This window comes from Rhodococcus sp. ACPA4, from assembly GCF_002300185.1.
In the GTDB taxonomy this organism is placed as follows: domain Bacteria; phylum Actinomycetota; class Actinomycetes; order Mycobacteriales; family Mycobacteriaceae; genus Rhodococcus_F; species Rhodococcus_F globerula.
This window is the reverse complement of sequence record NZ_NSDY01000002.1, coordinates 292,460-305,235: the sequence shown is the minus strand read 5'-3', so window position 1 is coordinate 305,235 and position 12,776 is coordinate 292,460. Positions and strand designations below refer to the sequence as shown.

The 12,776-nt window shown below is 60.4% G+C and carries 8 protein-coding genes; 4 read left to right on the top strand and 4 right to left on the bottom strand.

Translation table 11 applies throughout. The annotated features are described in order from the left end of the window. Positions 1 to 8: 8 nt before the first annotated feature. Genes CJ178_RS24635 through CJ178_RS24625 form a run of 3 tightly spaced genes read right to left on the bottom strand, consistent with a single transcriptional unit; the run spans position 9 to position 3,350 of the window. The gene (locus CJ178_RS24635) at positions 9 to 1,322 is read right to left on the bottom strand and encodes a dihydrolipoamide acetyltransferase family protein (protein ID WP_095888227.1); all 1,314 of its coding nucleotides are present in this window, start codon (positions 1,320 to 1,322) and stop codon (positions 9 to 11) included. A 25-nt stretch (positions 1,323 to 1,347) separates the two neighbouring features. Next, complete coding sequence (locus CJ178_RS24630; RefSeq protein ID WP_095888226.1) at positions 1,348 to 2,370, bottom strand: alpha-ketoacid dehydrogenase subunit beta; 1,023 nt, start codon at positions 2,368 to 2,370, stop codon at positions 1,348 to 1,350. Further along, positions 2,367 to 3,350: a thiamine pyrophosphate-dependent dehydrogenase E1 component subunit alpha gene (locus CJ178_RS24625; protein ID WP_257013422.1), complete on the bottom strand. Its 984-nt coding sequence runs from the start codon at positions 3,348 to 3,350 to the stop codon at positions 2,367 to 2,369. Before CJ178_RS24625 ends, CJ178_RS24630 begins: the two co-directional genes overlap by 4 nt. Before the next feature lie 236 nt (positions 3,351 to 3,586). Here CJ178_RS24625 and CJ178_RS24620 point away from each other — a divergent pair, with 236 nt between their 5' ends. The 4 genes from CJ178_RS24620 (at position 3,587) to CJ178_RS24605 (ending at position 9,003) form a co-directional block, all read left to right on the top strand. After that, positions 3,587 to 4,222 (top strand): TetR/AcrR family transcriptional regulator, encoded by a 636-nt coding sequence (locus CJ178_RS24620; RefSeq protein ID WP_257013421.1) that lies wholly within the window; start codon positions 3,587 to 3,589, stop codon positions 4,220 to 4,222. Positions 4,223 to 4,458: 236 nt separating this feature from the next. Then, positions 4,459 to 5,955, top strand: coding sequence for an MFS transporter (locus CJ178_RS24615; RefSeq protein ID WP_257013420.1), 1,497 nt, complete (start codon positions 4,459 to 4,461; stop codon positions 5,953 to 5,955). A gap of 26 nt (positions 5,956 to 5,981) precedes the next feature. Beyond that, positions 5,982 to 7,385 carry a dihydrolipoyl dehydrogenase gene (lpdA, locus tag CJ178_RS24610; protein ID WP_095888223.1) on the top strand — a complete coding sequence of 468 codons (1,404 nt, stop codon included), beginning with the start codon at positions 5,982 to 5,984 and terminating at the stop codon, positions 7,383 to 7,385. A gap of 112 nt (positions 7,386 to 7,497) precedes the next feature. Further along, entirely contained in the window at positions 7,498 to 9,003 is a 1,506-nt protein-coding gene (locus CJ178_RS24605) for an MFS transporter (RefSeq protein WP_095888667.1), read from the top strand. Between the two features lie 132 nt (positions 9,004 to 9,135). Here the strand turns inward: CJ178_RS24605 and CJ178_RS24600 are convergent, their stop codons facing one another. Continuing rightward, positions 9,136 to 12,414, bottom strand: a complete 3,279-nt coding sequence (locus CJ178_RS24600; protein ID WP_095888222.1) for a protein kinase domain-containing protein — start codon at positions 12,412 to 12,414, stop codon at positions 9,136 to 9,138. Positions 12,415 to 12,776: the final 362 nt, after the last annotated feature.

Here is a 12,776-nt window from a genome sequence, read left to right as displayed (position 1 = left end):
CGAAGTGCCTACGATTTTGTCGGCCATTGTTCGAGATACTTCTGTACGGACATCAGCGTGCGCAAGGCTTCGGCGCCGTCGAATGCCCTGTGGTCGAAGGTCAATCCGAGTCGTGCAATGGGCCTGATGGTGAGGAGCTCGGATTCACCGTCGACGCTCTTTCGCGCGACGGGGGTACGCACGATGGCTGGTAGACCGATCGAGGCAACTTGCGGACGAGTCAGGATCGGAGTCGAGACCACGCCGCCGACACTTCCCGAGTTGCTGATCGTAATTGTTCCGCCCGAAAGATCCTCCGGCTGCGCGGAACCCGAGAGTATCGCACTACTGGTCGCGACTATTGCGTCCGACAGTGCCTCCAGTTCGAGATTCTGCGCATCACGTATGACGGGGACGATGAGTCCGTCAGGAGTGTCCACGGCAATTCCCAGGTTGACAGTGTTCCATCGCACGAGGTGCTTGTCCGTGAACGTGGCATTGGCATCCGGGTGGTCTGCGAGCGCCCGGCACAGTGCGTGACCGACAAAGGGAAGGAAACTGAGTTTCCCTTCACCTCGAGCTGATCTCTCACGGTTGACCTTCGCTCGGGCTACTGAGACCGCAGTGAAATCGACATCAACCTGCGCCGTCAATTGAGGAGCCGTATTCCACGATTCCGTCAGATTCTTGGCGATTGCCCTACGCAGGCGAGTGTGTTCGATAGCCGTGTAGGTCACCGCCTCGTATCCGGCTGGAATCGCCACGGTGTCAGCATCTTCCGGTACTCGATCCCTGGCTCCCGGCAAGAATTCGCTCTTGCTCTCCAGCGACATATCAGTCGAGCCCGAATCGAGGCGGAGGCGGCGACTTCCTTCGGGCGGACGGTTGACCGGAGAGAACCACGATGCAGCCAACACCAGTGAATCGTTGGGTGGGCGAGAACCCTCGGCGACGACTGCCGGGGCCTCGCTCGCGAGAGCCCGATCCGGCGAAATCGGGGACGGACCCGCGATCGGATCCGATGTCGGCGCCGCCGGCGCGACATCTTCACCGACTGCATCTTCACCGGCAATGGCTTGCGCGACGGCTACCGGGTCGGCGTCGAGTGAGGCAAATCGAGCAATGACGTCACCGACAGGAACCTCCTGATCCACTGCGGCAACGTAACTGATGAGGATTCCCGAAGTTGGCGAGTCAACTTCGGTGTCGACCTTGTCGGTCGACACCTCACAAAGCGGATCGCCCTCGGCGACCCTGTCCCCAGGCTTGAGCAGCCATTCGGTGAGCAACGCGAATTCCACCGACCCCATGTGGGGCATGTGGACGTCGAATAGTGTGAGCATGGTGAATGTCCTCGTAGTCGAGTAATTAGTCGCGAACCAGGTGACGGGCTGTCTCGATGATGTCGGAAACACTTGGGAAGCAATGATCTTCGAGGAACCGACTCGCCGGAATAGGCGCATCCACAGAACCGAGACGCGCGATCGGAGCGTGGAGCCAGTAGAAGCAACGCTCCTGGATGAGCGCAGCGATCTCGGCGCCAGGACCAGCGGTTCTCGGCGCCTCGTGAACGATCATCGCCCGCCCGGTCCGCATCACCGACGCGATGATCGTGTCGTGGTCCAGCGGAACCAGCGTTTGCAGGTCGACAACTTCGAGCTCGATACCCTCCGCAGCCAGCACGACAGCTGCTTCAAGTGAGCGAGGCACCATACATCCATAGCTGATGACAGTCACTGTGTCGCCACGCCGTGGAATCGATGCTTTACCCAAGGGCATTACGTACTCGGGATCGGTGAATACCTCACCCCGTTTGAAGTTGAGCTGCTTGCTCGGGTAGTACAGAACAGGATTTGGGTCCCGGATTGCGGCCTTGAGTAGGGCTTTCGCGTTGGCAGGATTTGACGGGACAACTGCTTTGAGTCCCGGAAAATGCATCGGTAGCATCTCCATCGAACCCGAATGTTCCGGTCCTGCACCACCGCTCGGCCCGATCGGCATGATGATCACAGCGGGAAGTTCGAATTGACCACCGTGCATATGACGCCACTTACCCAGCTTCTGAAAGATCTCGTCCCCGGCGATCAAACTGAAGTCTGCAAACCCCAGCTGTACGATCGGACGCATTCCGGTCATGGCGGCCCCGGCAGCTGCACCCACCATGAATGCTTCGGTGATTCCGGTGTTTCGGATCCTGTCCAGGCCGAATTCCTCTACCAGGCCTCGGGTTCCGCCGAAGAATCCGCCTGACGCAATGTCCTGGCCCATGAGAAACACCGAGGGGTCACGGCGCATCTCTTCGGCAATCGCCGCACCCTGTGCGGCCTCGTAGCTTTGCACCGTAGTTTCCGGAGCCGTGCGGTTGACAGACGTGTCGTCAGTGATAGTCATGCAAAAACGTCCTTCAAGATAACGGAGGGGTCAGGCAAAGGAGCGGCTTCTGCCTCGGCGAGCGCTTCGGCAACTTCCGCACGTGCTGCGGCGACGATGTGGTCGGCCAGTGAAGCATCGAGTCGAGAACGCATGATGTCCAACGGATCTCGGTACGTCGACAGGAAGTCTTCCGGGCGATACTTCTGCGCGTCACCTTCCCAGTGTCCGCCGACGCGGGTGACGACTGCCTCGATCAACGACGGCCCCTGACCATCGCGCGCTCGATCAATCGCGGCCTTTGTCGCATGGTAGACAGCGACGGCGTCATGACCATCGACGCGAACTCCCGGAATCCCGTATGCAGTCGCGCGTTCGGCGATAGTGCGTGTCGGACTCACAGATTCAAATGGGGTGGTTACCGAGATTCCATTGTTCTCACAGAAGTAGACCAGCGGTAGTTTCCACCGCGATGCCTCGAGCAGAGTTTCATGGAAGGTGCCACGTGCCGCCGTCCCGTCGCCGAAGTCCGCCAGCGCAACTTGCCCAGTGCCTCTCATTTGCGCCGACAATGCCGCGCCTGCTGCCACCGGATACACCGAACCCAGCGTCGCACCCTCCCCCATGATTCCCAGCGCCGGATCTGCCCAGTGAGGAACGCCGGCGCCCTTTCCACCGGTAGAACCTGTCACCTTTCCAAGCAGGTCACCGATGATCGGCCCCATCGCCATCCCTTTGGCAAGCGGCCACGTGGCTCCCCGCCCCTGATAGAAGAGATAGTCGTCGTCTCGCATCGCTGCGACCGCTCCGGCGACAGCACCTTCCTGCCCTTTGCCCGGATGCCAGAATCCGGCAAATCCGTGGTCTCGGATGTGAATCTGCACGGCATCCTCGATCGCACGCGCACGGGCCATGACGGTAAAAATGTCGACCGCCAACCGTGGGTCGAATGACTCCGGCTCCAATACTTCGGTCAGCTGTTCGCTTGTGTGCGTGGCCATTCCGATCTCCTTCTGCGGTTCGGTACGCAAGTACGAGGTTCGCGTCATTGACAACACGGCATCGATTGCGCCAATCGTGTGGCTGCTGTCACATCACCATATGTGGATCAAGTGATTCAATCAAGTGCATTCTCTCTAACGAACGAAACTCGCTCCGAAATCGGCGCGTCAGAACGCCGGAAATCAAGCCGAGACATCGCGATATGATGGGGTCAACAAACCGAAAGGTTGCGGAAATGCCACGATCCAGTCCACGCGACGGCGCAGCAACTCGCCGCGCCCTGATCGACTCAGCGGCAAAGCTGTTCGCAGCACAGGGAGTCGAGGCTGTCTCGATTCGAGCGATCAATGCCGAAGCCGGATTGGGAGCTGCGTCCGCGCACTATCATTTCGGATCCAAGGACGCGATCCTCGACGCCGTTCTCCTCGACTCCGGTGCCGAAGTACTCGCACACATACATCGCCTGGCCAAGGACATGGTCGATTCCGACACCATCCCGACAGCGAGGCAGATCGTTGATCTCTTGGCACTGCCGTATCGCCAGTTCCTCGATGAGGCACCCGACAAAGGTGTTCGGTGGCTGACTATTTGCGGCCAACTCAGCCTCGCCAACGACCCCCGACTCTTCCCAGTCAAGGACGACACAGCAGAGCTGCTGCGCAAACTACTCGAACGCGCCTACCCCTCAGCCGACGAGACTGCGATCGAACTGAATTGGTCACTCACCGTGAACACGCTGATCGTGATGGCGGCACGATGGTCGGACGCAAGCATCGAGGGATCTCGCGCACTATCCAATGGCCGATTCGACACACTCGCGGATTTTGTCGCGGGCGGACTCGAATCGCTCATGCATCCAGCCCAGACCTAGCTTTGTGGATGGATTTCCCCAGGTAGAGCCGCGAATTCGTCACTCGCGCAGATTGCAATGACCGCTCATCGTGTGGCGAATTGTGAGTTCATTTTTAGTGGATCACTTGACAGAATCACTCGATCCATTTTACTGTGCCTCACATCACAAACATGCTTCAGTGAGTCTGCACACTCGCCGCGCCGACTGTCCCGCTCACTGCCCCGTCTTCCCGTCAGAAAGATGCAGGAGCCACGATGACCGCTCCATCCACGGATAATCCTTCCTCGACTCCATCGGAGCCTTCCTCCGACAACCCCACTCTCGCTCTCGAGGGCGTGGGCAATCGATCAACCGCCGGCTGGATCGGAATCCTCCTGATCCTCTGTCTTCTGTCCGAAGAAGTCGCATACGCGTTCAATCTGGTGACGCCCGCGCTCCCCAGCATGGCCGGTTCATTCGAGACCTCGAACATCGCTTGGGTATCAACACTGTTCACGCTCTCCGGCGCGATCAGCGCACCGTTGATCGGCAAGCTCGCAGATCGGGACGGCAAGAAGAAATGGCTTCTGATCGCAACCGCCTGCATGGCAGCAGGCTCGTTGATCGTCGCAATCGCGCCGACCTTTTCCGTGGTGCTGGTCGGTCGAACCGTTGAAGGGCTCGGCCTGGCAATCGTGCCGATAACCTACTCACTGATGCGCGACATCTTCCCGAAGCGGATGCTGGCGATGGCGGTCAGCATGACAACCGCCGGAATCGGTGTCACCACGATCACCGGACCAGTCATCGCCGGAGTTTTGATCGACAATTTCGGATTCCGCGGAGTGTTCTTCGCCTTGGCACTCTTCCCGATACTCCTGGGAGCCTTGGTAATGCTCGTCGTTCCCGAGTCCCCGATCCGAGTGAAAACGTCCATCGACTGGATTGGTGGGATCCTGCTCGGGCTCTCGATCGCACTCCTCCTGTACGGCATCGGCGAAGGCGGAACGTGGGGCTGGACGTCGTGGAAGACACTTCTCTGCGCCATCGCCGCGGTGGCAATTTTCATCGGATGGGCTCGATACGAAAAGCGAATCGAGAACCCACTGATTGACATTGCAGTGCTGCGTGGTCGCGCTGTCGTGACGACACTTGTCGCGCAATTTACCGGCCAGGCCGTCATCGTTCTCCAATTCGTCCTGTTGTCTTTCATCGTTCAGACACCCATCGCCCTCGGCGTTACCTACGGGTTGGGTGAAAGCGCAAGCTACATGGCGCGGTTGACCACACCGGCAGGCGTGGCTACCGTCGCAATGGGGCTGCTTGTCGGCATAATCGCAGAACGTCGGGGCGCACGCCTGCCGAACTGGATCGGCTTCGCCTTGATGGCGATTGGCTCTGTGTCACTCGCTCTCTCCCACAAGGAATTCTGGCCAATACTGTTGGGATACCTGGTATACGCATTCGGCGCCGGTCTGATCAGTGCGGCAATCCCCAACCTCGTGATCGCAGCCGCGCCGGTCCGACTGCAGGCCGTCACAGCGTCGACGGTCAATGTGGTGGGATCCGTCGGCAGCGCGGTCGCTGTACAGATTGGTTTTGCCATCCTCGCCCTGAACATTGCAACGGTTGCCGACGGAACACCTATTTACGCCGGAATTGGCTACACAACAGTCTATTTCGTGGCAGCAGGTCTGGCGATAGTCGGACTCGCCGCAACTCTCCTCATGCCCCATGGCCGAAAGCCCCAGTCGGTGGAAGCACTGACCTGATCTGAATCGACTACTTGAGAATTACCGTGACCTCACACTATGACGTCGTTGTCCTCGGAGCCGGCCCCGGTGGGTACGTCGCTGCTATCCGCGCGGCACAACTGGGCCTGAGCACTGCCATCATCGAGCAGAAGTACTGGGGCGGTGTGTGCCTGAACGTGGGCTGCATCCCGTCCAAGGCGCTTCTCCGCAATGCCGAACTCGCGCACATCTTCACAAAAGAAGCGAAGACGTTCGGCATGTCCGGAGACATGTCCTTCGATTTCGGCTCCGCCTTCGATCGCAGCCGCAAGGTTGCCGACGGGCGAGTCAAGGGCATCCACTTCTTGATGAAGAAGAACAAGATCGCCGAATTCGACGGCAAAGGCACGTTCGCCGACGCCAACACCATCAACGTCGAGCTCAGCAAGGGAGGCACCGAGACGATCACGTTCGACAACGCGATCATCGCCACCGGTTCCTACACCAAGCTGCTGCCGGGCACCTCGCTGAGCGAGAACGTGGTGACCTACGAAGAGCAGATCCTCACCCGCGACCTGCCGGGCTCGATCCTCATCGTCGGCGCCGGCGCCATCGGCATGGAGTTCGGTTACGTCCTCAAGAACTACGGCGTCGACGTGACGATCGTGGAGTTCCTCGACCGGGCACTGCCCAACGAGGACGCCGACGTCTCGAAGGAAATCGCGAAGCAGTACAAGAAGCTCGGCGTCACCATCAAGACCGGCGCCGCTGTCCAGTCCATCAGTGACGACGGCAGCAAGGTCAGCGTTTCGATCAAGGACAACAAGTCCGGCGAGATCGAAACCGTGGTCGTGGACAAGGTTCTGCAGTCCGTCGGATTTGCACCGCGCGTGGAGGGCTTCGGCCTCGAGAACACCGGTGTCGCCCTCACCGACCGCGGCGCCATCGCGATCGACGACTACATGCGCACCAACGTCGAGAACATCTTCGCCATCGGTGACGTCACCGCCAAGCTGCAGCTGGCACACGTCGCGGAGGCGCAGGCCGTCGTTGCAGCCGAGACCATCGGCGGCGCAGACACGCAGACGCTCGGCGACTACCGGATGATGCCGCGTGCGACGTTCTGCCAGCCGCAGGTCGCGTCCTTCGGGTTGACCGAAGAGCAGGCCAAGGCCGAGGGCTACGACATCAAGGTCGCGAACTTCCCGTTCGCTGCCAACGGCAAGGCCCACGGTCTCGGTGACCCGACCGGTTTCGTCAAGCTGATCGCCGACACCACACACGGCGAACTGCTCGGTGGACACCTCATCGGACCGGACGTCTCGGAACTGCTGCCCGAGCTGACCCTGGCCCAGAAATGGGACCTCACGGTCAACGAGTTGGCACGCAACGTCCACACGCACCCCACGCTCAGTGAGGCGCTGCAGGAAGCGATCCACGGCCTCGCCGGCCACATGATCAACTTCTGAAGAACTCCGATCGATCAGAAAGTAGTAGACCTCAGTGACAGCTACTGGCAGCACCGAAATCAACTCGCGCACAGTCACAGATCCACCCCGAGAGTCCAATCCCTGGGTCGCTATGACTGCGATCGCTCTCGGTGTTCTCATCGTTTCGCTCGACGGAACGATAACGGCAGTGGCCAATCCAGTTCTTGTCGTCGACCTGGGAGCGAGTCTCTCTGGATTGCAATGGATTACCAACATCTATCTACTCGCGATGGCGGCAACACTCGTTCTCGCGGGCAAGTTGGGCGATCGCTTCGGGCGACGATCCGTGTTCCTTTCAGGAATCGTCGGCTTCGGGGTCGCATCAGCCGGAATTGCCTTGGCGCACAGCGTCGAGATGGTAATCTTCTCCAGACTCGGTCAGGGAGTTTTCGGCGCACTGATCGTCACCAACGCCCTGGCATTGCTTCGGTCACTGTTCTCCGAAGCAACACTTCCGAAGGCACTTGCGGTGTTCGCCTCACTGATCGGCGCCTCCTCCGCCGCAGGCCCTCTGATCGGCGGATTGCTGATCGAACACACCAGTTGGCGATGGGCGTTCTTGATCAACGTCCCGGTGGCGGCGATATCTCTTGCTGCGGGATTGTTTCTCCTCCCCACCAGCAAGAAAATACGGAGTGCGAAGTTCGACATCCTGGGGTCGATCATGCTTACGGGTTCACTCCTCGCCGTAACCTACGGCCTTATCAAAGCCCCCGAAAGCGGTTGGGCTGATTGGCATGTCATCGGCTGGCTCGTCGGTGGCATTCTTGCTGGTTTATTCTTCGTCGAGATCGAGAGGCGAGCACCGGATCCCCTTGTACCGCTTCGCCTCTTCGCTGACCGATCAATCACACTCGGAGTTATCCTTACGATCATCTCCTTCTTTGCGCTTGTCGGATCACTGTTCTTCATTCTCTTGTTCCTGCAACAGATCAACGGCGACTCCCCTATGACTGCCGGACTCCACATTCTCCCGATGAGTGTCGCGAATGTTGCAGCTTCGAGCAGTTGCGGTTGGATCATCAAACGGTACGGCGCCCGTCCACCGCTGTTTGTGGGAATGTTGCTCAGCGCAGCGGGATTCATGCTATTCACTACGATCGAACCACACGGAAGCTACCTCTCCCTGGCAATCCCGTTTGTGGTACTGGGCCTGGGAATCGGGTTTGTGATGACAGCATCAGTTCAAGCAATCCTCGGGAATGCGGACGTCGCCGACGCCGGTCCCGCCGCAGGTGTCCATCAGACCTCATTGCAAGTCGGCGGCATCCTCGGGACCGCGGTACTCGGAGCCGTAATGGCATCGGTAACTGCACAGAAGTTCCACGAAACATTGGTAGACAACAATATTCCGAATAGTACTGCCGATCAGATCTCGGACGAAGCTGTTCGGGCAGTCGCCCAGGGAACCGCACCGACTGTGACGGGTGACGATCCGACAACGTCGCACGTACTGCAATCTGCAACAGAGGTCGCATTCATGCACGGACTACACACCACCATGTGGGTGGGTGCAATCGTCTCGTTGATCGGGGTGTTCGTCTCGATAGGAATCCGACGAGGCCGAACAACCGAGGTATCGACACCTCTTCATTGAGCCTGTCGCCGCGCACCTTCATACATATCCCAGGGCTCGACCAATACCCTTCCCACACAAGCGGCTTCGAAGTATTCCTCGACGGTGAAGCGACGTGAAATCGCCGAGGGATCGCGCAGCGCGAGCACAAGCTCAGGCCTGACCATTGCCCGACTTCTCGACCACCCATGCTGCGATCTGCGCACGCGAGTTGAATCCGAGTTTGGTGAGAATGTGCTCCACATGGCCCTGTGCGGTGCGGAGCGAGATCACCAATTTGGCAGCAATCTGTTTGTTCGTCAGTCCCTGAGCGACGAGTTCGGCGACCTCACGCTCACGTTTGGTCAGCACCACCGACGACCCGGTGGGCGTTGTATCCACAGGTTGCCGGCCGAGCGCAAATGCGACCGCCTCATTCATGCTCATGAGTCGACCCTGACGACGTGCCGTCCCGAATGCCTTCTCTCCCAATGCACGCTGCGTCGTCGCCGCACTTTCCTCATGGTAAGGCTGCAGGGAGGGAAAGACGATCGTAATGCTGCCCACGGAGTGACCCAACTCCTCTGCTGCTCCCATCAGCACGGCGGCGCGTCGAGGATCCGGTTCCGCGGCGGCAATCCAGGCCAACACCTCCAGACATGCCGAGCAGGTGAGTGGATCGTTCACCTGCTCGGTGAGCTGCAACGCCTGCCCGAGCAACGCCACGGCACGATCTTGATCACCCTGCCGCCACACCGCGACAGCCATGGCCCACAGGGTGTACGACCGATAGACCGATTCCCCGTGAGATTCGCAGATCGCGAGCGCTTTTTCGTAACAGCCAACAGACCGCTTCGTTTCACCGAGCAGCTCGTACACCAACCCGAGTATCTGCAGCACGCCCACTTGCAGTGTGAGGTCACCACGGGTGTCGAACACGTCGAGTGCGCTCTCCAGCCCCGAGGATGCGCGGGGAAGATCATCGCGATAAAGCGCCAGCATCCCGTCCAACTGGTCGAGGAGTCCGTGAACAAGGGGGTCGGTGAGGTGCTCGGCAAGAGCGTGACCCTCCTCCACCAACGCGGTTGCTGCCAAAAGATCGCCCTGCACCACTGCCAGGAGGCTGTCTGCGTGTATCGCCCAAATGCGTTCCACCGTGGGCTTTCCGGCGTCGCGGGCCAGGAAAGTATCGAGCCAATGCCGCGACTCGGTGTACAGACCGCGAGTCAGCGAGAAGTGATAAAGCGCGGTGGACATACTCAGTCCGGCGGCGACTCCGTCGTCGTTGTCGGAGAGGCAATACTCGAGCGCCTCCCGCATATTCGGAACTTCCCGGTCTAGCCGATCAATCAACTCGAGTTGCCGGGGACTGATCCATCCGGCTGCCGCTTCGAGCGCTAACTGCTGGTACCAGTCCCGGTGCCGACGACGCAGCACCTCGTACTCGCCGGTCTCGACAATCTTCTCCCGGCCGTAGTCACGGAGCGTCTCGAGCAATCGGAAGTGAACCACTGTGTCCGATTCCTCCCGGATCAGGATCGACTTGTCCACCAGCGACCCCAACGTGTCGAGCAGCCCCTCGGGTGTCAGGTCGCCACGACATATCTCCTCCGCCGCGTCGAGTTCGAAACTTCCCGCGAACACCGACAACCTGCCCCAGAGATGCTGCTCGCCGGGCGTACACAAGTCGTAGCTCCAGTCGATACTCCATCGCAAGGTCTGCTGACGCGTCGGCGCGCCCCGGCTGCCGCTGGTCAGGAGCGTGTAACGATCGTCCAGCCGCTGCAGGATCTGCTCGGGCGACATCGCCCGCAGTCGGGCAGCCGCCAGCTCGATCGCCAGCGGCAGCCCTTCCAGACGCTGGCAGATCCGGGCCACCGTCGCCTTGTTCTCCTCCGTGATTTCGAAGCCGCGCACCGCAGCCGCTGCCCGTTCGGAGAACAACGTCAACGCGTCGTACCGGGGCAAGCCCCGCAGCGACGGCTCCCGATCCGGGTCGGGGACCGCCAACGGGGACACTCGCAATACCGATTCCCCCCCGATACCCAGGGGCTCGCGCGAGGTCGTCAGAATCCGCAGCTGCGGGCACGCACGCAGCAGCACTTCGGCCAACCCCGCCACCGCATCGATCACCTGCTCGCAGTTGTCGAGAACCAGTAGCAATGTCCGAGTGGCCAGGAACTCCACCAAAATCTCCGACAACGGCCGCGACGACTGGTCGCGCACGCCGAGTTCTGCGGCCACCGCTCCGACCACAAGCGACTCGTCGTGCAACTCGCCCAGCTCGACCAGCCACACGCCATCGGCGAAATCCCGCTGAACATTGCTCGCGACCCGCAACGCGAGACGCGTCTTACCGACACCACCGATCCCCGTCAACGTCACCAGCCGGGACACCGACAGCAGATTCTTCACCTCCGCCAGCTCGGTGCGACGACCAACGAAGCTCGTCAGCTCCAGCGGCAGATTTCTATCGGTTTTCCGAGCCACCGGAGATGCGGGTGGATGCCATCGCGCCGACGGCGGCTGCGGATCCCGCGGGTCGGCCCCTGGGGCGGCGCGTAGCGCCATCTCATCGACCGGCAAACCGCGGCGGACCTGCAACTCCCTAAGATTCTCACCGAGCACCGACGTAGAAGGACGGTCCCCTGGATCGCGGGACATTGCCTTCTCTATGACGGCACATACGTCGTCGGGGAAACCGTGCTCGCGCATGTCGGGAACTGGCTGCGCGGTGATCCGCAGGAACTGGGCAACAACCTGCTCGCCGCTGCGGCGCTCGAATGCCGCGTGCCCGGTAAGGGCGCTGAACAGAGTGGCCCCGAGCCCGTACACATCCGAGGCGGGACTTGGCGGTTCACCACCGAGAACCTCCGGGGCAGTGAACGCGGGCGAGCCCGTGACAGTGCCGGTCGCGGTCTTGAAACCGTCTGCAATGTGTGCGATCCCGAAGTCCGTCAGGGCCGGTTCACCGTAGTCGGTGAGCAGAATATTGGCAGGCTTGACGTCGCGATGCAGAATGCCGAGTCGGTGCGCGGTCTCGAGCGCCCCCGCCATCTTCACCCCGAGCCGCAGGACTTCCTCCAGGTCGAGCGGCCCGTTCTCACGAATCTTGGTATCGACGGACCCTTGACGGTGGTAGGGCATCACCAGATAGGGGCGACCGGTATCGGTGGTTCCAACCTGCAGGACACCCACGATATTCGGATGCCCGGTCAGTCGCCCCATCGCTCGCTGTTCCCGAAAGAAGCGCGCCCGATTCTCCTCGTCGAGGTCGGCGGTAAGGACCTTCACGGCCACCGTGCGGTCCAGCCCGGCCTGCGTGCAGCGGTACACCACACCGAAGCCGCCGCGCCCGATCTCACGGGCATCGTCGAATCCCGCCTCTCGCAGCTCATCCGAAATGAACGGAAGCACGTCACGACGCGTTTGGAGTGGATCGTTCTCGTCCATCTGCTACTTCGATTCCGCGGCATCGTCGATGATGCACCGTCGCGTTACCTCTCGATAATGTGCCCACACGGGCCCGGCCGTCAACGCAGCGCGCTTTCGCGACCCGGCCGCAGACGCCCCAAAAAAAGGAGTGCGGTCGGAACGGCCACAGGTGCCGATCAACATACGAAATGTGAGACATATCACTTCATTTTGATGATTAGTTTCAACCCACAATGCCCTACCTGCCACCTATGCAAACGTCCAGGTCAGTGCCCTGACATGTCGAATAGCGCCGACCGTGCCAGGGCTGTAGAACCGATAGCGAGATACTTCAATGTGACTTCGACCACGCCTAAAGTCCACGACCGATCGATAACACC